The organism is Paenibacillus sp. BIHB 4019, assembly GCF_002741035.1.
Lineage (GTDB): Bacteria > Bacillota > Bacilli > Paenibacillales > Paenibacillaceae > Pristimantibacillus.
In genome coordinates this window covers 1,697,871-1,721,456 of record NZ_CP016808.1, presented here as the reverse complement: position 1 = coordinate 1,721,456, position 23,586 = coordinate 1,697,871, and the positions used below count along the sequence as shown (strand labels likewise).

Genomic DNA, 23,586 nt, shown 5'->3' with positions numbered 1-23,586 from the left:
TTAATTGAATCCAGGGTACATGTGCAATTGGCGGCGTCTTCTTGGTCCATGCCCAAAACCGTGATTGCTGATGCAGGCTATGGCAGCGAAGAGAACTACTTGTATGCGATGGGCAAAGAAAAAGAACCGAGCTGTCATTTTCTCATTCCTTATGAAAACTATAGGAAAGAAAAAACGCATCGTTACCAAAAGGACATCCGGCACGCCTCGAACTGGACATACGAGGAACACAATGATCGCTTTGTATGCCCAAGTGGTCGCTACGTAAATACCAAACGAAAAAGAATGCTTTAGGTTTGGAATAAAGCTTCAAGTTGTATGAATGTGAAGAATGCAGCAGCCGCCCCTTCAAGCCCGTATTCAACAAAGCAAAGGGAAATCGCGAGGTTCACTGGAATACGATTTGGGAAGAGTTAAAGGCAAAGGCTAAAAAAGCCCTTGAGGATGACGATACATCCGCCATTTATGCTCGGTGTAAGGTCTAGGTAGAGAGCGTATTTGGTCACATCAAGGGCAATCGCTCATTCCGCCGGTTCTCCTTGCGTGGGCTAGGCAAGGTTCACGCGGAGTTTGGGCTGGAAACGAATTAGGCCAGGTGGAATTGAATATTTATCCAACAAATCAATGAATGCAGAGCAAATGGGTACAGGGTATGAGGAGTAAGTTGCAGGAAAAAGATATGTTAGAACAAATTCATTTTCCAGTAATCGCTTTTTTTTATGCTGTTCCTAGTTCAAATTTTATGAGGATGGTTGAGCAAATGTCAGTAGGCATTGGCACTGGAATAAATGCGGCAGATTGTTCATTTCCAGATGATATTGAAGAAGATGAGGAGAGGTTTGATGGTGTCAGGTTCTCTGTACATGATGAAGAAGTAATTTTAAACTATGAGACATTTTATTATTATCTAAATCTGGCATGCAAAAACTATGTAGGTGCATTTCCTGATGACCGTAATGAGCTGGAGAACTATTTGACTAGTATTAGGAAACGATATTTGCATTAGTTTCTCCTAAAGAGGTCTATGTAGGTTATCCTGTGCAGAATAAACCCATTATTCAACCGATAACGCATATAATCCATGTAAATTGAACTACTGTTCCACATGCGAGTCTAACAACTCCATATGGTTTTTTTTTGTTCAAAAAATAGAAGACGAGTCATTACGGGCGGTCTTCATCTATATTTACATTATTGTGCTCGTTGAGCTTTTCCAGTTCAATTTCATATAAACTAACCAAGTCGGATGCCTTAATCTTAACGATTTGGGCCATGGTAATCAATGAATTAAGGCTGGGCTGATGAATGCCGCGTTCTAGCATGGAAATGTATGTCCGATCAAGGGTGCTGCGAAAAGCTAGCTCTTCTTGGCTAACTTTATGTTTTTTGCGAAGTGCTTTTAAAACTTGTCCCAATATCGCGTCTAAGTTCAAATTAATGACCTCTTTTTGAACTCATTATTCAATTGAATTCAATGATAAGCCACATTGAGATTAGAAAATCGGGGCTTGATGACATCGTAACTGTTTCTAAAAATACAGGATTAACAGAAGAACAGATATTAGAAATGAAAAGGCACTTATTCTTAGATATTAAATAGTTATCTGTTCGTGGTAAACTCTACAAAGAATTACATTTTCAAGCTGATCCTGATATTGCACATGTATGGCAAAAGTCACAAAAGGGAGAACTTAATGATGCAGAAAAGAAATGGTTTAGGAAACTAGCAAATCATGAGATTAAAGAAAAAGAATATATGGATGATGGTATGTCATTAAGGGATAGTTCAACATGGAATGCAGAAAAAGATACATTTGATGTTGTGCCAGTGAAAAATGCACATGATAAAGCAGATGTAACAGATCCCAATCCCCCACCGTTTACTGATTATGATGCTTCTAAGGATTTCAATAAACATTTTGATAAAGATATCGAATGCTAATGAGGTGAACGAAGTGTATCTTGAGAGTGCGAAATTAAAAATAAATAATATACATTGGGATAATATAGGAACAACTTTGACTGATGAAGATTCTAAATTAGGTTATGAGTTTTTAAGAAGATTAGCTCTTTTTTTTAAAGAAGAACAGCTAAAGCCCCTACCACCAGCTTTTACAAATATAGCGAAATTGCTTGGTGACGTTGAGGATGAAATAGAGATTTCAATGTATTGTAGTTCAGAAGCAGTAGAGTTTTTAAATAAAAATTTATATATACAAAGAATATTTGAGTATTATTTACAGCTAGCTAAGTATGCAGACAAATCACCAGTTGTCCATAAACACTTAAATATTTATGAACTTTTAATAAAAGTTTTTGAAAGAGGTGGCTCATTTTCTATTAAACCGCTTGCATTAGATATAACAAATGTTGCTCATTTCCCTTTGAATGAATGGTATACTAGGTTTTTGGAAAAAGAACCGATTGACATTAAAGACCTTTAGTCTTTGAATACCGAAAAATTCAAATAATATGAAAGGCATACTATGAACTATTGAGAATACATCGGAATTGTCAAGAGTGGATGATAATTCTGAACTGTCAATAATTCTATGTAGTCAGTCATAAAACCAAATACCCAATAACGCCACAATGCGAACTGGCTGCCATGTTGTGTTTTTTTTATTCGCTGCTATATACTAACACCTGTTAGTGAAAGGCTTGTTGAATATGGGAAAAATGCGACGATTTGTTTGATAATGAAAGAGAAGGTATTATTATTTTAGATGAAAAAACAGTGAGTGAATTTTTAAATAAAATATTAGAGTATAAAGTAGAAATTGATGAGCTAAAAGAAAAGTTTTTATTTTCAGTTGAAATTGATGAAGATAATGCTATCTACGATTATAAACCATCTTTATTAATAAATTTTGACGAGAAGTTTTTATATTCGACGTTTCCTGAATACACTAGTTTTGAAGAGTATATTCCGGATGAATGGATTGGTGAATATAAAAATTTTTATGATTTAATTGATGAAGGTTTTAAATATTGGTGTAATGATAATAAAAACTATTTTGAAGGGGATATATCATGACTGGGAAAAATATTACTATAATAAAAGATGTATTTAAAAATGAAAAGAATGGTGCTCTGACAGATGGAATTACAATCATTATTGATGGTCAATTAAAGCAAGTTTTAGATATTATCTCATCAAAAGAGAGTTTTGGAGATTATACGGAAACTGTAAAAGAAGTTCTTTTTACAGGAATTCACCACTATGTTGAAAAATATAAGAAAGAATAGTGAAGGACTCTTTTTGATTCAGAGAATGAATTTACATGAAATATTGAGTCTGCAAATAGCAAAATTACGGGAAAAGATACTATAGCACATGAAGTAATAGGACATTATGAAGCAGGCTTAGCGGGAAGATCATTTCAAGTTATAGATGAAGAATTTAATACTATTACTAGAAATTTTGCGTTGGATGAGGCTCAAGCCAGCATACGTGCTGCGAGATTTGCTCCTGTTATAACACAAGCAGAAAGAATTATGCTTTTACGAGATTGAATATCCAGACTACGAAACGCAGGAATCAGAATCAGAGATGTACGGGATTTGCTTTATATTGATAGTCGATAGAAGGGAGAGTTTATTTTGGAGTTAATGAGGTTAGATGATGTAGTTCATATACCCAACCGGGGTTTGGTGTTAGTCGTTAGCTTTGTTGAATCAGATACACATCACATTACAAAATTAAAGAAACTAGTTGGTTCTAAGATAACTGTCAGCAGTGTGAATGAAACGGAATTCGAATTTGTAATAAAAGATATAAGTGTGTCATTTTCGATTTCAAATACCCCTCTTATAGGAATAAATATTCAAGAACGAGTGGATGTTGAGAAAATAAAAAAGGGATCAATAATTCACTTGAACTTGAATTTTTCAGATGATGATTCTAAGAAATAAAGCATACTTTATAGAAATAAGGATATCCGAGCGTACGACTTGCTTTGTAGGCACATCAAATACTGTCGTTTCAGCAGAGCTTGCTGCAGCGTCCGAACCATATCTTTAGCCTCACAGCTAAGTCCAATATGATAGGAGACAATGGAACGATCGTACACATTGTTGAACGACTGAATGAAGAGAAAGTGATGTTCACCTGCGATATAGCCGTATTTAGTGTCGGTTTCAAATCGTTGATTCGATGCTGTAATGATTAGATTACGAGCTCATTTTCTAGGGTATTTCGTCTTTGCTTTACGTTGAGGACGCAATAAATCTAGTTTCTTGCAAAGACAATAGACCTTCTTATTATTAATGATTAACTTGTACGTACGCTTTAGATCCACAGTTCATTTACGATATCCTTAGTTGTAGCCATCGCCTGAAATCAGCTCCATCAGCCATTCTTCAATCTGTTCATTGGCTACATGCATGCCACTTTCTTGATAGGAGCAACCAGATTCTGGGGTCCCTCACTCACCATCTTCTTGGCCACGTTACCGTATTTGTCGTAATAGTAGCTCGATCTTGGGATGCTCACTAGCCTTAAAACAAGCCGGATGGCATATCCCTTTTCGACGTAGAAATCGGCTACTCCCATTTTGTCAGCAAATGAGGGTTTTTCTTTTTTATTAAGTCACGAAAAGTCGCAATCACAAGTGCCTGCTCTCCAAGGAGATGCTTCAGCTGATTATTCTCTTGGGCCAGTATTTTGGATTCCAAGGCGGTTACCGAATCCAGTGAATCTTCTCCAAATTTGCCAGCTTCATATTCTTTCGTCCATTAATAAAGCATATTTGCTGCAATCTTATAGCGTCTTGATACGGCTGCTTTATTGCCTGTTTCCAGTGCTTCTTTTATGACTTGTAGTTTAAATTCTTTTGAATGTTTATTTTGTTTCAATTTCATCATCCCCTGTTACTAGTAGTATTCCTCATACACTCTCTTAGTGTCCAAGTTCTCTAGGGGGCTAAATAGGGGTGAAGGTAAGAATTTTTTTGATACTAAAGGATATAGGAATGATACACTACTTACCAAAGAACAAATACATGAATTAATTAGTTATGCGAAAAGTAAGTATTCGAGACGTTAAGGATGAGCTATATATCCAAAATAGATAAAAAGGAAGTTATGATATGGAAAGATTAATGGAAGTTGGAGATGTGTTTGAATCCAAAGAAAATGGAACTATTATAGTTGGAATTAACCCTGTTCTCGCATCTTTAAATAAAATTGGTGACAAAATTGTTCTTCGGACACCTGAAAACAAAGAGCTAGAATTGGAAGTTGTTTCAGTTCAAATTTCTAATTCACCAACTGATAAAAAAATGGTAGGCATATGTCTTGGTAAATCTATTAAACCCACAGATATACCATTGGAGTCAGTGATATATAGTTTCATAGTCAATTTTAACATAGAATTGTAATAAATCATTAGTTTCTCGTAAAGAGGTCTATGGGGGCTACCCAGTGCCGAATGAACCCATCATTCAACCAATAACACATATAACCCATGTAATACCCATATAAAGATTTCTTCAATTCGTTTGTATGCACATCAAATGCTTTAATTCAATAACCTAAATAGCGCTACAGCGTTACAAAAAACAGGTCGATTATGGTCACAGATTCCACCATAATTGACCTGTTTTTTGTTGACTTTTTTTTCTTGGTCAGCTCAATCCATGCTCCCCGAGCAGGCTCAGCATTAAATAAATTGGAAGCTCCCCGTGTCACTATTATGAAGGCGGCGGAGCGATTAAGCGAAGCGGTGGGAGGTGCTGGGAAAGCCCTGCATCCCATCCAAGCGGCATTGAAAAGGCTGAAGGGGCTTGGAGTGAATCGCACGCAGGCGCTTTATAACGGCCAACTACCTTCAAACATGCAGCACGAGTTGAGAAGTCGTACTTTTACTACCAGCGATAATGTGAACGGGGTTGCTTCTCATACCGGAAATGAATTAGGCTCGGCAAAATTGAATATTTTATCCAACAAATCGATGGATGCAGAGCAAATGGGTACAGAGTATAAACTAATGCAAGAGCTAGAAGAGAATGCGGGTGTTATTGCTGGTTATAAAGGTAGCGATGCTAGTCAAGTAGCTGCAGCAAATACAGAAGGAGATTTATATTTTCAAAACACGAATCAGCACTCTAGTTCAATTGTTCCCCATGATGAAAAGCTATCAAAAGGTGTGCGAGATTCGACTATTGGAGTTTTAAAAAGTTCCGAAATAAGCAGGCCGAATATGGAGAGTATTCGTAGTTCCAGTTATGAGGGGACGGGTAATCTTATATACAAAGAAGGATATTATATTGAACACTTAACTGGAGAGGTAGAAAAAGTAACAGAATGGAAGGGAGTTAGTGGTGGTCATAACTACAATGAATTTAAGAAATTTTTTGACGAAAATGGGAAGTACTCATTAGAAGAGGTGAATAAATTAGAACATCCCGACATTCCTGGTATTTATGATTTGGAATATAGAATGAAGGTCGAAATAAAAGATTATACAGGAAAAGGTACTGGTGAATTTAAGGATATACCCAAGGAAGATAAACCACCGTATAAAAAAACTATATATGATCCTAATACAATTTCTAATGACGGTATTATACGATTAGGAAAAGAGGCAATGGAGGAAGGAATAAAATCGCAAAGAGTAAGTCAATTAAAAAGTCAAAAAAACAAGCAAATAATTCGGGGTTTTTCAAGTAATGGGTTGAAGTTTGAAGGGATAAGAAATGTTGATACTGGAGAAATTGAAAACTTTTATCCGGTACTGAAATTTGGAGAAAAATAAGGAGATACCATAATGACTACTGTTTACGATGATAAGAATAAGTTTATTCTAAGGTACGAAGAAAACGGACTTGAAAAAGGCTCAGTCATTGATGTTCTTGGCGATTTTGTTTTGGAGTATGACTTTGTTAAGGTATTGGATGGTTTTTTAAACGAATATGTTGACAGACGAGATTATATGGGAGTTATATATTCAGATGAATACAATGTTGGAGATGAAGGTTACTTTGGCGAGAATAGTGTTTTGTTTTATTATGGTGCAGATGATAATTATGATATTGTAAGTTACAAAGAACTGTATGATTACTTGCAGGTAGCATGTAGTTTCTATATAGAAAAGAACGCAGATCAGAAAGATTTAATAAGCGAATCTTTATTAAAAATAAAAGATAAATATAGTATTGAAGAATAATGATTGGATTAGCGAATAAGTGATAGAGCGTCAAGAATTGGATATTACAACCAATTGATCTATGATACGAGTAAATGCCCGTGTTATGGTCTTTTTCGTTCCTTAGTATGAATATGGGGATGAAGAAGTAGACCTCCCGCCCAGTGCCGAATGAATCCATCATTCAACCAATAACACATCTAACCCATGTAATACCCATATAAATAGTTCTCCATTTCGGTTGTATGCACATCATATGCATTAATTTTATAACCTAAATAATGCTATTTCATTACATCAAACAGGTCGATTATGGTCAGATCCCACCATGATTGACCTGTTTTTTGTTATCTTCGTTTTATAAAGTCGTCACATCATAAAAATATAAAATAAAGCTCCGCCGCGGCGGAGCTTTTACTTTTAGGAGGAAAAAATCATGAACAAAGGGCAAGCCCTAATTACAACAGCGGGTGCCTTCGTTGTACCTATTTTTGAATATTTGTATGGAGCGGGTGATGCAGTGTTAACAGCGATGATGGCGTTGCTATTTTTCGTAGCAATGGATTGGATTAGTGGCATAAGGGCGGCTAAAAAGGATTTTTCATACGCAAGCAAGTATGGAATTGATGGTGTATTTCGCACATTCTTTATGCTGGCTTTGCCGGCTGGCGGTCATTTGTTAGATCTGTTGTTTAATTTGCCAGGTCTCTTTTTTGGTGCGCTAACTGCGGGGCTCCTCTATCACGTTATACAGTCGATGGTTGCGAACGCTCTTCGTGCTGGGTGGGGGGCGTGGTTGCCTTTGAATGTATTTGAGTCTCTATTATCATGGGTGAGCTCGGAGTTGGATAAAAAAATTAATCGGGCAGCAGAACGTGGGGCTATTGCAAACGTGACGGACAACCCTGAAAATGAAACACAAAGGGAATAAATCCATAGACGAGATGTTCGAAACAGCGAATGAAAGGTAGGTGCCGCCGTGGATACGAGGTTGTGGATGTCAGTATTGCTGTGCTTTGCGACGGCGCTGATGCTGTTTGTGTTGTTCCTATCCTATCGGAAACGCCATTTGCAGGTGGCAAGAACGATGGTTTACATGATGGCGGCGGCGTCCTGCTATGCGCTTGGCTATGCCTTCGAAATTTTGAGCGTTACCTTGGATGGCGTAAAGCTGTCGCTTCAGTTCGAATATTTAGGCATTCCCTTCGTCTCTGCTTTTTGGCTGCTCATGGTGATCCAATTTACCGGGCTTGCAGCCCCTTACCGAAAGTGGCTTGCGCTGCTGCTTTTTCTCATTCCGTCAGCCACATTTCTCCTGCATCTTACTAATGAATGGCATCATCTTGTGTACGCAGGCTATTTTCCGAACCCAAGCGATACCGTTCCGTTGTACAATACATTAAAAGGCCCGTGGTATGCGGTGCATGGCGTTTATAATTATACGATTTTGCTGCTGGGCATTTTATTGTTTATTCCAATGTATATCCGAGCGTTGCCCATAGTGCGGAAGCAGATTGTCCTCCTAATTCTCGGAGCGGCCGCGCCGATGCTGTTTAATATTGGCTATATGTTTAATACGATCATTGATTTTACTCCACTGGGGTTCGCTGTTTCCGGCGTCATCTATGCTTGGGGCATTTTTCGGTTCGGACTGCTTCGTTTAACGCCGCTTGCTTATGCCAAAATGTTTGATACCGTTCGCGACGGCGTCGTGCTGCTGGATTATGACAATCAGATCGTGAACCACAATCGCGCGGCTGAAGAGGTGTTTCCTGAGTTGATGCAAGCTAAAAGCTTCCCTGCCCCCAGCAAGGACATACTAGCGACCAGCCCTGAACTGCTTCGGCGAACATCGGCAGCGGATTTTCTAGATGAGCGCTTTCCTCTCCAGCTGTTGCTTGGCGATCGGCAGATGTATTACATTTGCAGTTTAACTTATATTTACGACACGGGAACAACCCCGATTGGCAAAATGCTGATGTTCAGCGATATTACGGAGCTGAAGGAGAATGAGGAGCGCCTGCGAGAAAAATCGCAGCAGTTGTCCCAACTGAATGCCTTTAAGGATAAGCTGTTCACCGTAATGGCTCATGATATTCGCGATCCTATTGCCCTTCTCGTCAGTTTAACCGAGCTGCTGGGCGAGGAGCCTACGGATACCGATATTGCCAGCGCTGAAGTATTTCAAGAGATTAGACGGCAGGTACGCGGCACCTTCCATCTCGTCGACAATTTGCTGGACTGGTATCGCAGTCAAAATGGCGAGGTTGCGTTCCGGCCGCTGGCCTGGAACCTGCAGCAGGTTGTCCGCCAAGCTTTATCGCTGGCAGGGGCCAGAGCGGCGATGAAAAACATTCAAATTTCCGAGCTTATCGATGAGAAGCTGACGGTGAATGCCGATAAGGAAATGCTGGATCTGATTTTTCGAAATTTGCTGTCCAATGCGATTAAATATACGGATATCAATGGGAAGATCGAGCTCAGCTCTTCTATTGAACATAATGTGGTAACGGTATCCGTTAGCGACAACGGGAGCGGAATGGATGAGGAGACGGCGCGGCTGCTGCGTCATGATGAGCTCTTTTTCAAGGAGCCTGGCTTTGCAAGTGGAGAGGATGGCAGCGAAATGAGATTTGGTCTCGTATTGACCCGGGAGTTTCTCCGCATGCATGGCGGCATGCTCCAGTTTGAAAGCTCGCCTGGGCACGGAACGACGTTCCGGTTTACATTGCCAGGAGCCGTTAACAGCGGGGCTGGAAGCGATAGCGAGGGAACGGTGGTGAATGTTTATGAAAGTCATCCTAATTGACGATGAGCCCGTTATGCATTTAATTATGCGAAAAATGCTGGCGAAATACGCAGAGCTGCAGGTCGTAGGGGCATTTGCGGACACGCGTGCGGCGGGCGATTTTCTCGCTGAAAATACCGATGTCGAGCTGGCGTTTGTTGACATTTCCGTGCCGGGCGACAGCGGGCTTGCGTTTGCTTCCAAGCTGGACAAGGCGGGCAGCAAAATACAAATGGTATTCGTCACCTCGCATAAAGACTATGCGGTTGAGGCATTTGAGCTGTCGGTGCTCGATTATTTGGTGAAGCCCGTCACGCAGGAGCGGCTGGAGCGGACGATTCATCGCGCGCTTGAAGGCAGGAGGATGGTAGGGGATTCCCTTACAGCAAGCGCCCAAATTCAGAACGTGAACCGTGTCAGCATTACAGCTTTAGGCGACTTTTCCGTGCGAAATGAACGGGGACGCGTAAAATGGATTTCCAGCAAAAGCGCTGAGCTGTTTGCCTACCTGCTGCTGAACCGTGGTCAGCGAATTTCGCGTGCCAGGCTCGTTGCAGATATTTTTGCCGGGATGACGAATGTGAATGCTGAAAAGTATTTGAATACGACGGTCTATCAGCTCCGCAAATCATTAGAGCCGTTAGCGCTTCGGGATGCCATTCGCTCGGAAAACGACGGCTACGCGCTGGAACTAGCAGATGCCATAATTGATTTTGAAGAGTTCGAGCGCCAAGCGGTAAAGTTTAAGCAGATTGACGCCGCTACGGTGGAGGATGCGCTGAACGTGGAAAGGCTCTACACGGGGGAGCTGTTCGGCAGCAAAGCCTACGTCTGGGCAATACACGAGACAGAGCGGCTGGCAGAGCTTTACACCTCGTTCGTCAAAAATGTAGTGGAGACACTCTTCGCTCTCTCCAAAACGGCTGCAGCATCGAAGCTGCTGCTAAAGCTCTATGCACAAAATCCCCTTGATGAATCCGTCCTGAGCTTGCTGCTCCGCAAGCATGCGCAGGATGGAAACAAGAAGGGGCTTACCGCCCAATACACCGAATATGTGAGACTGGTCAAAAAGGAGCTCGGCATTCGTCCATCCAAAGCGTTGCTCCTTTTATACGATTCTCTGGTCAGTGAATTAGCTGATAACGCAAAATAATGAAAGTTGCATAATTAAAGGTATGGCCTCGGCCTACGTTGACGAACGCCGACCTAAGCTGACCTACGCTCTAACAGTTTCCGGTCGTGTATACATATTCAGCTCCTGCAGCTGAATCAGCACCTTGCCATAACGTCCGCCCTGATGAATGACCACTTTGCCATCTGGATAAGTACGATGCACATAATCGGTAACGATTTGGCGGGCGGACGCATTAGGAATTAATTTATGGGTTTTCAGCGCTTGCATGACTTCCTCTATTGCTTCTTCGTAAGACGACTCGGTCGTTTTTGTTTCTTTCGTAATAATGGATTGGAACGAATAGCCCTTCAAATAGAGCAGGTGCGTTAAGTAGGCCATATCCGAGCTTTCTGGATGAATCTCCTGGCCCGTCAGCAAAGGAAGAACAGCTTGCAGCAGACTATGCTCTCTGGGCCCCGCACCTACACTAATGTAGCAATATTTGCGAGCCGTGCTGAGCACCCGCTCCACGCTTTCCCAATCGACAATGACCGGGCACATGGACACAAATACGAGATCATAGGCGTTGCTCCAGCCCCTTGCGTCAATATCCAGCTCTTCAAACACATCATGTACCAGTTCGACCTGCCCCTGATCAAACCTTGCTGTATTCTCTCTGAAGAGCTCGCTTAACGGAACGTTAGGCTCTACAGCCGTTACCCGTGCTCCACGGTCGATGAAAGGAACCGTAAATCCGCCCGAGGCAGCACCGATATCGAGTACGGACAGCCCTTGGAAGTCGACACCTTGCCCTTCTATCCAGCGAATAATTCGCTCGCTTCTGTGTCTTCCTTCTGCACTGAATACCTCTGCATTAAAGCTCTTTGCTTTATGGTCAAAGGACGTACGGCCAATTCCGGCCTTCTTCATTTTATTGCCCGTCGCGTTCGGGTCCTCCGTCCATGCCTTCTCCCACACAGCTGCATTAAACAAGTCATTGCTCATATCTCGTCATTCCTTCCTTAATAATAAAATGGCATGCATTTCGCAGACTTTAAAGACTCTGTATATCTACAATACCTTTTAACGGAACGAAAAGCAAATCCTCTTTTTTACCTTAAGCATCGTGCCGTGTTCCAAGACATAACCAAAAATAAAATGGAACCGGACAAATAACGTGGAAGTACTTAGAGTATAAATAGAATCTAAAGCAAGATTAGCAACATTTAGGAGCTTGTTCGGTTATTCTCTGTTAAAATTAAATAGACAGGCAATTGCTGATGCTGTCTTTTTACAAATGGAGACAAGTTACCGCATTCGTGGAGGAATTATTTATGGGGAATAATTCGAAATTTTTGAAGCTGCTCGGACTCATTGGCGGAGTTGTCGCCCTAAATATCGTTATTTTGTCACCGGGACTTGCCGGGGTGGTCATAGGGGGTGAAAGTGTTCTTGCAACCGCTTCAGGCGTAACCTTATTGTTCAGCAGCTTTCTGGTTCTGACTTACGGAAGCTATACGCTGCTGCTCAAGCCCGCTTCGGTGCCGCAGCTCCGTTCGATTGCAACACGTGAGGACTTCATGGCGGCGCTTTCCTATTACAAAAACGTCAAAGTGCTGCACAAGGATATCGCCTTGGCTCTCGACCAGTTGGAACGAATAACGAAGAAGAGAGCAATCTTGTCCGATATTCTTGGTCAAAGATTTGAGCAGACGGAAATCAGCTACAAGAAATTCGACTCCGTCATCATTGAGGTCGAGAAGCTTTTTTACTTGAATATTAAAGGAATGTTGAATAAGCTCGGCGTGTTCGATGCTGCAGAGTTTGCCTCCTTGGAACGGCAGCGGAGCGCGGGGAAGTTCTCGAATAAGCTGATGCAGGAAAAAATAGAGCTTTACCAGCAATACCTGGACTACGTGTCCGGTTATCTGGGAGCGAATGAAGAGATTTTGCTGAAGCTGGACCGCTTGGCTCTGGAAATTTCACTGCTAGGGAGCACAGATTATCGGACGGTCGAGGAAATGCCCTGCATGAAGGAGATCGATGTATTAATCAAGCAAACCAAATTATATCAACAATGAGAAGGTGACGCAGATGGCGAGTAAAGGAAAAGCTTTTGTAGTTTTGGCACTTATTGCGATTGTTGTTTTTGCTCTTGTTTACTTTGGGATTAGCTTGACCTCGAACATAGGCAAGACGGATACGCAGATTTCGTCGGAGGATGCGGGCAAGCAGCTGAATAAGCTTTATCAAGGCATTTCAGTGACGACTGCGGAGCCGATCAAAGGACAGATCGACCTTGATCCTGCCGATGTCAGCGACTCCTTGCCGGATATTTCGAAATTTCCTGTATCAGTTGAAAATACGACAGACCAATTCGTCGAAATCTTTTCCTCCACCGAGAAATCGGGTACGGAAATGGATGGCTGGCTGAACGATGTCGCCACCGCTTTTAATCAAGCGAAGATTAAAGTGAACGGGAAGACGGCTTCGGTCAAAATCCGCAATATTGCCTCCGGTACCGCAGCGGATTATATCCGTTCAGGCAAATATGTACCCGATGCATTCACTCCATCCAACGAGCTGTGGGGCGAGATGGTTGCAGCGAGCGGTGTTCAAACGAAGCTCGTGTCTAAACGGCTCGTAGGCAATGTAGCGGGAATCGTATCCACGCAAGCGAAATATGATGAATTGATCGCCGAATATGGCTCGCTTAATGTGAAGACGCTGACCGATGCCATTGCAAGCAATCAGGTAGCGATGGGCTATACCGACCCTTTTGCCAGCTCAACGGGCCTCAACTTTTTAGTGACGTCCCTCGCGACGTTTGACAGCCAAGAGCTGCTGGGCGAGAAGGCGGTGCAAGGCTTTGAGAAGTTCCAGGCTAATGTTCCGTTTCTTGCCTCGACTACGCTGCAAATGCGTGAGGCTGCCAAGACGGGGATGCTCGATGCTTTTGTACTGGAGTATCAAACCTATGTGAATGCGGCGGATTTCCAGAGCGGATACGTGTTTACGCCTTTCGGCGTCAGACATGACAGCCCGCTGTATGCGCTCGGCAAGCTGTCGAAGGATAAGCAGGACATTATCCAGAAGTTCGCCGATTTTGTTGCGCAGGATAAATACCAGAAGGCTGCTGAGGAAAAAGGCTTTAATGGTCTGAATGACTACAAGTCCGAGATGGAAGCGGTCAACGGCAAGACGCTGGCTTCCGCGCAGAAGCTTTGGAAGGAAAAGAAGGATGGAAGCAAGGCGATTGCCGCTGTTTTTGTAGCCGATATTTCGGGCAGCATGGGCGGCGAGCCGCTTAATCGCTTGAAGGAATCGCTGCTCAGGGGGCAGAAGTTTTTGGGCAGAAACAACAGCATCGGGTTCGTTTCGTATTCCAGTGACGTGGCAATCAACCTGCCAATTGGAAAATATGACACAAATCATCAATCGATGTTTGTTGGCGCGATCAACAGCTTGCAGGCGAGTGGAGGAACGGCGACCTTCGACGGCATCGTCGTGGCTATGAAAATGCTGCAAGATGAGCTTGCTGTGAGTCCGGATGTGAAGCCGCTCATCTTTGTGCTAAGCGATGGGGAGACGAATGAAGGGCATTCACTGAAGGATATTAAAGGGCTTATCGAAACGTACAAAATTCCGATTTATACCATTGGCTACAACGCGAATATTAAGGCGCTGCAAAGCATTTCAAGCATTAACGAGGCAGCGAGCATCAACGCCGATACCGACGATGTCGTTTATAAGATTGGAAATCTGCTGAACGTTCAAATGTAATTTTACAATACCGTTTTATGCTGAAGAGGAGGGGTAGCCATGTCATTTACGATGGAAGTGGTCAGTGAGGAGAAGCTGAAATCGGTCATTGAAGAGCAGGTAAAGCCTGAGCCTGAGGAAGTCACCCAACTGCGGGAGCTTGCGACGAGCAATGTATCGACGATTTTGGAGCTGGATTTGGATTCACTCGAAAAACGGAAGGCGATTTTGCAATCGATTGACCAGTTTGGCATTCAGTCGATGAGATCTTCCTCGGAGAAAAATTCGCTGCTGCAGGTGGCGGTTGGCCATTTGTCTCAAACGGGCGATGAAGGCGGCCAAGTGGCGAAAGGCTTGACGGAGCTGCACATCCAGCTTAAGGATTTGGACCCGAGCGTCGTCGATTTTGCCAAAAGCGGCGTGCTCGGCATGTTTTTTAATCCGCTGCGGCGTTATTTTGCGAAATACCAGAAGGCGGATACGGTCATTTCGGGCATCATTTTATCGCTGGACAAAGGCAGTACGATACTTAAAAATGACAACACTACGCTGGAGCTGGAACAGCAAGCGCTTCGCGAGCTGACGAAGAAGCTGCAGAAGGAAATCCAGCTCGGCATGCTGATGGATGAAGGAATCGAGTCGCAGATTGAAGCCGCCAAAGCGCGTCAGGAGTCGGAGGATAAAGTCCGCTTCATAACCGAGGAGGTGCTGTTCCCGCTCCGCCAGCGCGTCATGGATTTGCAGCAGATGCTCGTCGTGAACCAGCAGGGCATTATGGCGATTGAGGTTGTCATGCGCAACAACAAGGAGTTGATCCGCGGGGTAGATCGGGCGAGAAACGTCACCGTTTCGGCGCTGAAAATCTCCGTTACCGTAGCCAGCGCGCTCTACAACCAACGAATCGTCCTGCAAAAAATCGAGCTGCTGAATCAGACGACCGACAGCCTGATCAGCGGCACCTCCAAAATGCTGAAAAACCAAGGCGCTGCAATTCAAAAGCAATCGATGGAAGCGAACATTTCCGTCGAAACGCTAAAGACGGCTTTCGCCGATGTGCTTTCGGCAATGGACTCGATCAGCACCTACAAGCAGGAGGCGCTGCCTAAAATGCGCCAAACGATCCAGCAGTTCAGAGAGCTGGCGGATATCGGCGAGGTGCAAATCCAGCGGCTGGAGAAGGGGCAGAGGCTGGGATTATAGAGAAAATATTATAAATTTTAAGAGTGCGAGCCAATCGCACTCTTTTTTATATTTTAAATAATATGTTTAAAATAAATTGAAAATACTATATTTTTTGATACTATATTTCTATTTTCTAAATTTATGATTATTTATAAAATTAATCTAAAATGATTATGCTGATGTGGATTTCAATTTAAATATTAAAATAAATAAATTTATATATAGATTAATATTGTATAAGTTATTATATCGCTTATAATAAATATAAAATAATATTTTGACAAATTAAAATTAATGCAATATCATTATTTATTATATATCTGGGAGGTTTTACAGTGAATTTAAGATGGAATAGATTTGTAGATTTTAAGTGGATGAGCTTGTCATTAATAATCGTTATATCACTTATTGGACTTCCAGCTCTAACCAATGCAGCTGCACCAAATTTATTAGCAGGAGAAACTATTACTTTGCTGACGGGTAATTCCTCGACAGCTATGACGGATGGTGACGAAACAACCTCTTATACAATGAGCGGGCAACAATTTCTCTATGATTTTGGAGTACAGGGAAAAGCCAAATCGTACAAACTGACTTATTCAAGTAATGGTGAAGGTAGATTTTATACTTACTCTGGTGTTCGAACCGGTTTGAATGGTAATACTACGCTTGTTGCATCAAGTGCGAAAAGAACTGTTACTGGTACGATTTCTGCTGGCGCTCGGAGTATTGTTATTGGCGGCTACACCTCAACAACGGCAATGACAATATATGAAATTGAAATTTATGGCGAAAATGATACTACTCCGCCTTCTGTACCTTCTGGTTTGACCGGAGTTGCTGGAGATACTGTTGTAAATCTGAACTGGGTTCCAAATTCAGAAACGGATTTTAAACATTATAATCTCTACCGTGATGGAGTATTATTGACTAGTGTAACCCGTAGCACATATGTGGACACTGGGTTGATAAATAAGACTACGTACAAATATCAAATATCAGCAGTTGATACTAGTGGCAACGAATCAAGCTTAAGTGAAGCATTAAACCTAACTCCAGTGGCTAGTGCTCCGGAATCTCCAAGCGGTTTAACAGCAACTGTTGTAGAAAAAAGTATTTTGATTAGTTGGACTGCTGTAAACAATGCAGATACATATACCATATATCGTTCCACTGAATCGGGTGGTCCTTACAGTATTCTTTCGTCGGGGTTGAATGGAACAAGCTTCAAAGATAGCGAAGTGACACCAGGAGTAGAATATTATTATGTTGTTAGCGCCTATAATGAGGATGTTAAAGGAACGGATTCAAAAGAGGTTTCTGCAACGATTCCCCAAAATTTAAATCCAATTTTGAATGTAACCATTAATGAAGAGAGTGTGAAAGTAAATGAACTATTTACTTCTTACATATCCTTAAAGAACGTAAGCGATATTTATGCTGAAGATTTTACGTTAACCTATAATGCTGATTTAATTGAGTACGTTGGGTTTGAGGAAATTGAAGGTTATAAAGTATTTAGTGAATTAAAAGGTACAAAAGGTATAATTCGCTTTATTGTAGCGAGCCAGGGTGAAGAGTATGGTATCAATAAAGAAACGAATTTCTTAAAAATTATTTTCAAAGCAAAGGCAATTGGAACGGGTACTGTTGATGCTATTAAATGCCGAGTAGCTGATACAATTAATGAGTATGACATTGACGAAGTAGGGTGTATGCAGGATAGTGTCATAATAAAAGGACCAGATGATGTAAACCGTTCTGGAAGCTATACTTTAGTTGACTTAGCTATAGGTGGTTTTTATTTTGGTAAAACGGCAGCTGAAACGGATACGGTTAATCATGTAGCTGATCAAGTAGCAGATGGAAACATCAACAATGATGATCTAGTTTACATTGTAAATCAAATTTTAATTAACCCAAATTATGAGCCTAATATGTAATTTTAATAAGGTCTAATCGAGAGTCTATTTAAAGGATAGCCCCTTTAGCCAGACAGTGGTAAGTTCATGATATTATGAATTACTATTGTCAGCTGAAGGGGTTTTTAAATTGTATGTATTTAAAATCCAGGAATAACATCTTTGGTGCTGAAAATATGACTGAAGCAAAAAAAGCACCGAGCAGGTGCTTTTTTGTCGTTTGGATGAAGGTCCACAGCATTGACACTTCTTGAGAAACTTAATAGAATGAAGCAGGCACTACAATGCTGCCAGTATTCCATGCAGAACACTTAGCAAATCTGCTGGCAACTTTGACTGGAGGTTTATTGGTCTAAAATGAATTTTAAAATGCTTGCAATTGGCGTCTACGTCATGCTTATTTATTGGTTGTCCTTACATTTCTCGTTTTTGGACACGTTATTTTTCCCAACCTTAGGGGCATTCAGCTTCCTATTTGTCTCCCGGTCGTTCCGTTACACGGAGATTAGCAAAATTACATTAGGCGCATTTATTTCATCAGTCGTCGGCACGCTGCTTTTCTTCATCTATCCAAGCGCGATTTCCTTATTCGTGAATGTGTTGATCACAATCTGGATGATTACCAAATTTAAATGGAATGCTCCGCCCATTGTAGCAGTGTCGCTCATTCCGTTCTTTTCCCACTCGACGCATCTGTGGCTCATTCCGATATCCGTATGTACGGCGCTGCTTGGTTTGATGCTGATTTTGTTCCTGTCAGATTGGGCTGAGAAGCGGCTGAGCCCTTTATTTTCGCTGACCAAAAGAAATAGTGTATCTGTTGAATCGGAATAATAGGTTTCGCTAAAAACACCATCCTTAAAGCATAGCCCCTTTAGCCTGACAGTCGTAAGTCCATGTTATCATGGGTTACTGTTGTTTGCTGAAGGGGTTTTGAGATTGAGAAAGCAATTGTACATAGAAAAAGAACTCAAAAACTCGCAACTATCGCTATAGAATCCGCATTCAGTTAATCGCTCCTCTATGTTACGATAAGGGTAACTTTGCCAAAACTAGTATAAAGAATGGAGAAATAGCGATGATTAACTTATCCCTAGAAATTCAAAATGCGGACGGAGCGGTTCTGGAGGCTAGCACGGACAGCGAACTGGTTTATTTGGTTTACAAGCAGGCTTATGAGCCTGGAAATGTAATCGTTCTCAAAAGCTCGCAGGCAAATGTATATCTAATCATTCAGCTGGAGGATTCGATTAATCCGGCCTTCATTTATTTGAAGGGAGAGGAGTACCGCTACAGCATTCCTTTTGATGAAAAAAGAGTATCTTACTCGCCTAAGTCGTTTACGGGCGATACCCACGTGTTGACTGCCCGCCTGGCAACCGTCGAGGAAATAAGCGCTTATAAAAATGTAGCTAAAAACGAGTTTGACCAGCATGCTAACGACACCTGCTTTCCGCATGCCTCGGCTAATGTCGAGACGCGGGGAGAGGCCGTATTTGCGGCGCGGAATGCCATTAATGGAAATGCTGCGAATGACTCGCACGGCGAATGGCCTTACGAATCGTGGGGGATTAATCAGAGAGAGGATGCGGCTATTACAATTGATTTCGGGCGCACTGTAGTGGTGGACAAGGTTGTCCTAACGCTGCGTGCGGATTTTCCGCACGACAACTACTGGGAAAACATGACGCTGACGTTCTCGGATGGCAGCACGCATCAGGCTAGCCTGATTAAAACGCATAAGCCGCAAACGATTTTGCTGGAACCAAGAGCGGTGGACTCTGTGATGCTAAGCGAATTAGTGAAGTCGTCCGAGCCTTCCCCGTTTCCGGCTTTGACCCAGTTCGAGGTGTTCGGAAAAGAGGCTTAGCAGCTAAGAAACCTTGCGGAGCAAATCTTATTTTTTGGGCTATCATTCACTTCGACCATAAGCAAAAAGAGTGCCTCGTGCAGGCACTCTTTTTGTTTGCTAAATCAAGTCATATCGAGAATGCTGCCATGAAAAAAATAAGCAGGCCTGAATTTTAATAATTGGGCTGCCGTGCTGATCGTATAGGCCAGAGTATAATAGCATCGCCAAAAGCAGTGGCATATACATAAGTGTACGGGTCAATGGCATAGCTGTACAGACATGCCCGACATCCGTTTAACAACGAGGAGATGAGCTTATGGGAAAATATCACGGACCTCCAGGGCCTCCGGGACCAGTTGGACCTCAAGGTCCTGTCGGGCCGACAGGTGCAACAGGAGCCACAGGCGCGGCCGGAGCCAAAGGTGATCCTGGCAGTGCTGGAGCCACAGGCCCGGCAGGAGCCAAAGGTGATCCCGGCAGTGCTGGAGCCACAGGCCCGGCAGGAGCGATGGGAACAACCGGAGCCACAGGCACTGGTGTAACTGGAGCGACAGGCGACCCAGGTGCTGCCGGAGCAACCGGAGCAACCGGAGCGACAGGTTCGACAGGTGCGACAGGCGCCGGTGTAACTGGAGCGACAGGAGAACCGGGTGCTGCTGGAACAACCGGAGCAACGGGAGCGACAGGAGCCGGTGTAACTGGAGCAACGGGCGAACCAGGCATTACTGGGGCAACCGGAGCGACGGGTTCTACTGGCATAATCGGAGCAACGGGAGCAACGGGTGCAACAGGCGGCACCGGAGCGACAGGAGCGACAGGGACAGGAGCCATTATTCCGTTTGCTTCGGGCATACCCGTAACATTAACAACGATTTTAGGCGGGCTTGCCGGTACGCCTAGTTTTATTGGATTCGGAAGCTCAGCGCCAAGTCTTAGTGTATTAGGAGCGACAATCGATCTTACTGGAGCAGCAGGAACGCTGCTGAACTTTGCTTTTTCCGTGCCAGTTGATGGAACGATTACCTCAATTGCTGCCTACTTCAGCACAACGCTTGCGCTTTCGCTTGTTGGTTCTACCTTAACAATTAATGCGCAGCTCTATAGCTCAACGGTGCCTGACAACACATTTAATCCAGTTCCAGGTGCAATTGTGACCTTAGCGCCTTCGCTTACAGGTATTCTAGCGATTGGTACGATTTCAAGCGGTATTACGACGGGCCTAGCCATTCCTGTGACGGCTCAAACCCGCCTATTAATGGTGTTCTCTGCAACAGCCACAGGCATCACCTTAATTAATACAATTGATGGATATGCCAGCGCTGGCATCACCATTAATTAGCATCAGACAAAATTTCAATGAAGCCAGACAAGATTTTTTAGGTATGAAAAAGAGGAGGGCATCATCAACGCTCCTCTTGCGCCATTGGTGGACAAGCTTTGGCAATTCTCACATCATATGCATAGTACTAGTGGTGTGAGGATCAGCTTTTGCCCAAATAGTGGGCATACTCTATCGGCCGCTTATAGACGGCAGAGGATTGGCGAATTCCGTCATATAGATTTTTTTGCGGCTTGCCGTTTAGTTCAATGATCCAAATATGCCCCTCTTGGTCCAGCGCAAGGTCTACGCTAAACTCGCCCAAATGATAACAGCCTGCATCATCTAATATTTCTGCGGATCTTAAGCTGACATTGTAAATCGATTGTATAATGGCATTCGTCTGCTGGGGCGGGAACAACTGATTGAGGATTTCGCTGGTTAAACAGGCTTTTTCACAAATGCTTGTATTGTAGCTGCCTTTATGAGCAATGCGACTGATGACATTAGTTACAGACCATAAGCCCTGTTCATTTTTTTGCACAAGCGCCCGGATATCAAAATTTTGGTGGTTTACTTGCCTGATATGAACGCCTGCTTGAATGAGATAGGGAGTGGAGCCAACCAGTTTTTGCATACAGGACTGTAATTGCCCGGCATCTCTTAAAATGATCGTAGGTGAAAAATAGTGGTGACCAATGTGGATTTCGCCAGAACTCAGCAATTCTGCCCGATAGACGCCATTTCCCTTATTTCCGTAATACGGTTTAAAATATAGCATTTTATGAAACTCTAATAACGGAACCAGATTTGCCTGCTCAAAAGGCATCGTCACGGGTAAATAATCCACAAGCCATTTGCTTAAATGGTTATGAATCTCTAGCTTGTTCAACTGATTGAGGGGATTGAAGCATTTATTTGGGCCGATAACGGCCTGCAAACGTTCGATTAGCTTGAAATTGGTCAAATAACAGCGATTATAAACCACTTGCGGGAAAGGAAATTTGCTTAGCGCCCATTTTCGATTGGAACGATGAAGTCCGATGATCTTGTTGCTTTCCCATCTAATCGTATGAGGAGTGAAGCAAAATATTTTCATATCCGCTGTGGCGTATGGTAGATATTGTTTGAGGACATACTTTCTTTGATTACGGTTTGCGACTAAAATACCAACATAAACGCACTTGCTGCCCATTATATGCCTCCGTCATTAGAATAAAGAGATTCGTATAAATAGAATATGATGTGAAATTGAAAATGCTTGGACAACAATACAAGGAAATCAGAATCATTTTAAAAATAGTCATTTGTACGAATGGTCGCGTTTCAGAATAATTCAAGAAAATAACACAAAGTATTCAACCTCTCCATAGGTAGTCTTATAATAAAAAATGTGATAACATGTAGTATTAGATGAGGAATGTGAACAAGGATAAAATTATTCCGTTCATGCTTATAGATCTGTCGTTTATAAGCGTTATATTAAGCTGTAGATCAATGGGCATGATTGAAAGTTCTATTCATTAAATTGCAACTACACTGAAGGAGGATTTATCATGGCATTGGTTTCGATGAAAGACATGTTGAACAAAGGTTTAAAAGAAGGTTACGCGGTTGGTCAATTCAACATCAACAACCTGGAGTGGACGCAAGCAATTTTGAGCGCAGCTCAAGAAGAAAAATCCCCAGTCATTTTGGGCGTTTCTGAAGGCGCAGCACGTTACATGGGCGGTTTCACGGTTGTAACTGCAATCGTTAAATCCCTAATCGAAGAAATGAAAATCACAGTTCCAGTTGCGATTCACTTGGACCACGGTTCCAGCTTCGAAAAATGTAAAGAAGCAATCGATGCAGGCTTCACTTCCGTTATGATCGATGCTTCCCATTCCCCATTTGAAGAAAACGTAAAAACAACGAAGCAAGTTGTTGAATATGCTCACGAGCGCGGCATTTCTGTTGAAGCTGAACTGGGAACAGTTGGCGGACAAGAGGATGACGTTATTGCTGATGGCGTTATCTACGCTGATCCACAAGAGTGTAAACAACTGGTTGAACTTACAGGTATCGATTGCCTGGCTCCAGCACTTGGTTCCGTTCACGGTCCTTACAAAGGCGAACCAAACCTGGGCTTCAAAGAAATGGAAGAAATTTGCCAAACAATCAAGCTGCCATTGGTATTGCACGGTGGTACTGGTATCCCTACTGAGCAAATCAAAAAATCCATTTCCCTTGGAACAGCTAAAATCAACGTTAACACTGAAAACCAAATCGCGTTCACTAAAGTTGCTCGTGAAATCCTGACTTCGGATTCCGAAGTATTCGATCCACGTAAATTTTTGGCTCCAGGCCGTGAAGCAATCAAACAAACCGTTATGGGCAAAATTCGCGAGTTCGGTTCTTCCAACAAAGCGTAAGCCTATATATAAATGAAGAAGGGCTGGTCCGGCTGCTGCATGCAGTTGGACTAGCCCTTTTTTTTGCTGTATACTTTGTTCTTTTTC

The 23,586-nt window shown here is 42.6% G+C and carries 25 protein-coding genes; 21 read left to right on the top strand and 4 right to left on the bottom strand.

Translation table 11 applies throughout. The annotated features are described in order from the left end of the window. Positions 1 to 48 precede the first annotated feature (48 nt). Positions 49 to 294 carry a hypothetical protein gene (locus BBD42_RS07245; RefSeq protein WP_099517642.1) on the top strand — a complete coding sequence of 82 codons (246 nt, stop codon included), beginning with the start codon at positions 49 to 51 and terminating at the stop codon, positions 292 to 294. A gap of 370 nt (positions 295 to 664) precedes the next feature. After that, positions 665 to 1,006, top strand: a complete 342-nt coding sequence (cdiI, locus tag BBD42_RS07240) for a ribonuclease toxin immunity protein CdiI (protein ID WP_237163403.1) — start codon at positions 665 to 667, stop codon at positions 1,004 to 1,006. A 157-nt stretch (positions 1,007 to 1,163) separates the two neighbouring features. On the opposite strand, the gene BBD42_RS07235 is transcribed toward cdiI (BBD42_RS07240), so the two are convergent. Continuing rightward, positions 1,164 to 1,433: a helix-turn-helix domain-containing protein gene (locus tag BBD42_RS07235; protein ID WP_099517641.1), complete on the bottom strand. Its 270-nt coding sequence runs from the start codon at positions 1,431 to 1,433 to the stop codon at positions 1,164 to 1,166. A gap of 323 nt (positions 1,434 to 1,756) precedes the next feature. On the opposite strand from BBD42_RS07235, the gene BBD42_RS07230 reads away from it, so the two are divergent. From BBD42_RS07230 to BBD42_RS07205, 5 genes are all read left to right on the top strand, one after another. Continuing rightward, positions 1,757 to 1,942 (top strand): hypothetical protein, encoded by a 186-nt coding sequence (locus BBD42_RS07230; protein ID WP_099517640.1) that lies wholly within the window; start codon positions 1,757 to 1,759, stop codon positions 1,940 to 1,942. Positions 1,943 to 1,955: 13 nt separating this feature from the next. Continuing rightward, positions 1,956 to 2,444, top strand: a complete 489-nt coding sequence (locus BBD42_RS07225; RefSeq protein WP_099517639.1) for a hypothetical protein — start codon at positions 1,956 to 1,958, stop codon at positions 2,442 to 2,444. A gap of 245 nt (positions 2,445 to 2,689) precedes the next feature. Then, entirely contained in the window at positions 2,690 to 3,037 is a 348-nt protein-coding gene (locus BBD42_RS07220; protein WP_099517638.1) for a hypothetical protein, read from the top strand. After that, a complete protein-coding gene (locus tag BBD42_RS07215) occupies positions 3,034 to 3,249 on the top strand; it encodes a hypothetical protein (protein ID WP_099517637.1) in 216 nt (71 codons plus the stop codon). The genes BBD42_RS07220 and BBD42_RS07215 overlap by 4 nt, the downstream gene beginning before the upstream one ends. A gap of 354 nt (positions 3,250 to 3,603) precedes the next feature. After that, entirely contained in the window at positions 3,604 to 3,915 is a 312-nt protein-coding gene (locus BBD42_RS07205; protein ID WP_099517636.1) for a hypothetical protein, read from the top strand. A gap of 822 nt (positions 3,916 to 4,737) precedes the next feature. Here the strand turns inward: BBD42_RS07205 and BBD42_RS32815 are convergent. Next, positions 4,738 to 4,857, bottom strand: coding sequence for a transposase (locus BBD42_RS32815; RefSeq protein WP_481855923.1), 120 nt, complete (start codon positions 4,855 to 4,857; stop codon positions 4,738 to 4,740). 233 nt (positions 4,858 to 5,090) lie between these two features. On the opposite strand from BBD42_RS32815, the gene BBD42_RS07195 reads away from it, so the two are divergent. From BBD42_RS07195 to BBD42_RS07170, 6 genes are all read left to right on the top strand, one after another. Continuing rightward, positions 5,091 to 5,381: a hypothetical protein gene (locus BBD42_RS07195; RefSeq protein ID WP_099517635.1), complete on the top strand. Its 291-nt coding sequence runs from the start codon at positions 5,091 to 5,093 to the stop codon at positions 5,379 to 5,381. Between the two features lie 191 nt (positions 5,382 to 5,572). Continuing rightward, the gene (locus tag BBD42_RS07190; RefSeq protein ID WP_099517634.1) at positions 5,573 to 6,757 is read left to right on the top strand and encodes a CdiA family toxin C-terminal domain-containing protein; all 1,185 of its coding nucleotides are present in this window, start codon (positions 5,573 to 5,575) and stop codon (positions 6,755 to 6,757) included. 12 nt (positions 6,758 to 6,769) lie between these two features. After that, complete coding sequence (gene cdiI, locus BBD42_RS07185) at positions 6,770 to 7,168, top strand: ribonuclease toxin immunity protein CdiI (protein WP_099517633.1); 399 nt, start codon at positions 6,770 to 6,772, stop codon at positions 7,166 to 7,168. A gap of 415 nt (positions 7,169 to 7,583) precedes the next feature. After that, on the top strand, positions 7,584 to 8,078 hold the full coding sequence (locus tag BBD42_RS07180) for a phage holin family protein (protein WP_099517632.1): 495 nt from the start codon (positions 7,584 to 7,586) through the stop codon (positions 8,076 to 8,078). A 66-nt stretch (positions 8,079 to 8,144) separates the two neighbouring features. Continuing rightward, positions 8,145 to 9,956, top strand: a complete 1,812-nt coding sequence (locus BBD42_RS07175; RefSeq protein WP_099517631.1) for a sensor histidine kinase — start codon at positions 8,145 to 8,147, stop codon at positions 9,954 to 9,956. Further along, entirely contained in the window at positions 9,937 to 11,088 is a 1,152-nt protein-coding gene (locus BBD42_RS07170; protein WP_172455422.1) for a response regulator, read from the top strand. The genes BBD42_RS07175 and BBD42_RS07170 overlap by 20 nt, the downstream gene beginning before the upstream one ends. 63 nt (positions 11,089 to 11,151) lie before the next feature. On the opposite strand, the gene BBD42_RS07165 is transcribed toward BBD42_RS07170, so the two are convergent. Next, the gene (locus tag BBD42_RS07165; RefSeq protein WP_099517629.1) at positions 11,152 to 12,054 is read right to left on the bottom strand and encodes a class I SAM-dependent methyltransferase; all 903 of its coding nucleotides are present in this window, start codon (positions 12,052 to 12,054) and stop codon (positions 11,152 to 11,154) included. A 329-nt stretch (positions 12,055 to 12,383) separates the two neighbouring features. Between BBD42_RS07165 and BBD42_RS07160 the strand changes: the two genes are divergently transcribed. The 7 genes from BBD42_RS07160 to BBD42_RS07130 all read left to right on the top strand — a co-directional run bounded on the left by BBD42_RS07160 (position 12,384) and on the right by BBD42_RS07130 (position 21,106). Continuing rightward, the gene (locus tag BBD42_RS07160) at positions 12,384 to 13,130 is read left to right on the top strand and encodes a hypothetical protein (protein ID WP_099517628.1); all 747 of its coding nucleotides are present in this window, start codon (positions 12,384 to 12,386) and stop codon (positions 13,128 to 13,130) included. Positions 13,131 to 13,143: 13 nt separating this feature from the next. Beyond that, a complete protein-coding gene (locus tag BBD42_RS07155; RefSeq protein ID WP_099517627.1) occupies positions 13,144 to 14,832 on the top strand; it encodes a vWA domain-containing protein in 1,689 nt (562 codons plus the stop codon). A gap of 39 nt (positions 14,833 to 14,871) precedes the next feature. Continuing rightward, positions 14,872 to 16,011: a toxic anion resistance protein gene (locus tag BBD42_RS07150; protein WP_099517626.1), complete on the top strand. Its 1,140-nt coding sequence runs from the start codon at positions 14,872 to 14,874 to the stop codon at positions 16,009 to 16,011. A gap of 317 nt (positions 16,012 to 16,328) precedes the next feature. Continuing rightward, the gene (locus tag BBD42_RS31520; RefSeq protein WP_150131522.1) at positions 16,329 to 17,936 is read left to right on the top strand and encodes a fibronectin type III domain-containing protein; all 1,608 of its coding nucleotides are present in this window, start codon (positions 16,329 to 16,331) and stop codon (positions 17,934 to 17,936) included. Between the two features lie 336 nt (positions 17,937 to 18,272). Beyond that, positions 18,273 to 18,749, top strand: coding sequence for an HPP family protein (locus BBD42_RS07140; RefSeq protein ID WP_099517624.1), 477 nt, complete (start codon positions 18,273 to 18,275; stop codon positions 18,747 to 18,749). A gap of 244 nt (positions 18,750 to 18,993) precedes the next feature. Continuing rightward, on the top strand, positions 18,994 to 19,785 hold the full coding sequence (locus tag BBD42_RS07135; RefSeq protein ID WP_099517623.1) for a carbohydrate-binding protein: 792 nt from the start codon (positions 18,994 to 18,996) through the stop codon (positions 19,783 to 19,785). Between the two features lie 298 nt (positions 19,786 to 20,083). Beyond that, entirely contained in the window at positions 20,084 to 21,106 is a 1,023-nt protein-coding gene (locus BBD42_RS07130; RefSeq protein WP_099517622.1) for an exosporium glycoprotein BclB-related protein, read from the top strand. Between the two features lie 142 nt (positions 21,107 to 21,248). On the opposite strand, the gene BBD42_RS07125 is transcribed toward BBD42_RS07130, so the two are convergent. Continuing rightward, positions 21,249 to 22,280, bottom strand: coding sequence for a YheC/YheD family endospore coat-associated protein (locus BBD42_RS07125; protein WP_099517621.1), 1,032 nt, complete (start codon positions 22,278 to 22,280; stop codon positions 21,249 to 21,251). Between the two features lie 361 nt (positions 22,281 to 22,641). On the opposite strand from BBD42_RS07125, the gene BBD42_RS07120 reads away from it, so the two are divergent. After that, positions 22,642 to 23,499 (top strand): class II fructose-bisphosphate aldolase, encoded by an 858-nt coding sequence (locus tag BBD42_RS07120; RefSeq protein WP_099517620.1) that lies wholly within the window; start codon positions 22,642 to 22,644, stop codon positions 23,497 to 23,499. The last annotated feature ends 87 nt before the right edge of the window (positions 23,500 to 23,586 follow it).

Coding starts and splice junctions, on each gene's coding strand:
- BBD42_RS07165 (WP_099517629.1), bottom strand. CDS start 12,054: ATGAGCAATGACTTGTTTAATGCAGCTGTGTGGGAGAAGGCATGGACG.
- BBD42_RS07180 (WP_099517632.1), top strand. CDS start 7,584: ATGAACAAAGGGCAAGCCCTAATTACAACAGCGGGTGCCTTCGTTGTA.
- BBD42_RS07125 (WP_099517621.1), bottom strand. CDS start 22,280: ATGGGCAGCAAGTGCGTTTATGTTGGTATTTTAGTCGCAAACCGTAAT.
- BBD42_RS07150 (WP_099517626.1), top strand. CDS start 14,872: ATGTCATTTACGATGGAAGTGGTCAGTGAGGAGAAGCTGAAATCGGTC.
- BBD42_RS07190 (WP_099517634.1), top strand. CDS start 5,573: ATGGTCACAGATTCCACCATAATTGACCTGTTTTTTGTTGACTTTTTT.
- BBD42_RS07245 (WP_099517642.1), top strand. CDS start 49: ATGCCCAAAACCGTGATTGCTGATGCAGGCTATGGCAGCGAAGAGAAC.
- BBD42_RS07160 (WP_099517628.1), top strand. CDS start 12,384: ATGGGGAATAATTCGAAATTTTTGAAGCTGCTCGGACTCATTGGCGGA.
- BBD42_RS07130 (WP_099517622.1), top strand. CDS start 20,084: ATGGGAAAATATCACGGACCTCCAGGGCCTCCGGGACCAGTTGGACCT.
- cdiI (WP_099517633.1), top strand. CDS start 6,770: ATGACTACTGTTTACGATGATAAGAATAAGTTTATTCTAAGGTACGAA.
- BBD42_RS07215 (WP_099517637.1), top strand. CDS start 3,034: ATGACTGGGAAAAATATTACTATAATAAAAGATGTATTTAAAAATGAA.
- BBD42_RS07175 (WP_099517631.1), top strand. CDS start 8,145: ATGTCAGTATTGCTGTGCTTTGCGACGGCGCTGATGCTGTTTGTGTTG.
- BBD42_RS07195 (WP_099517635.1), top strand. CDS start 5,091: ATGGAAAGATTAATGGAAGTTGGAGATGTGTTTGAATCCAAAGAAAAT.
- BBD42_RS07230 (WP_099517640.1), top strand. CDS start 1,757: ATGGATGATGGTATGTCATTAAGGGATAGTTCAACATGGAATGCAGAA.
- BBD42_RS07170 (WP_172455422.1), top strand. CDS start 9,937: ATGAAAGTCATCCTAATTGACGATGAGCCCGTTATGCATTTAATTATG.
- BBD42_RS07140 (WP_099517624.1), top strand. CDS start 18,273: ATGAATTTTAAAATGCTTGCAATTGGCGTCTACGTCATGCTTATTTAT.
- BBD42_RS07155 (WP_099517627.1), top strand. CDS start 13,144: ATGGCGAGTAAAGGAAAAGCTTTTGTAGTTTTGGCACTTATTGCGATT.
- BBD42_RS07135 (WP_099517623.1), top strand. CDS start 18,994: ATGATTAACTTATCCCTAGAAATTCAAAATGCGGACGGAGCGGTTCTG.
- BBD42_RS07120 (WP_099517620.1), top strand. CDS start 22,642: ATGGCATTGGTTTCGATGAAAGACATGTTGAACAAAGGTTTAAAAGAA.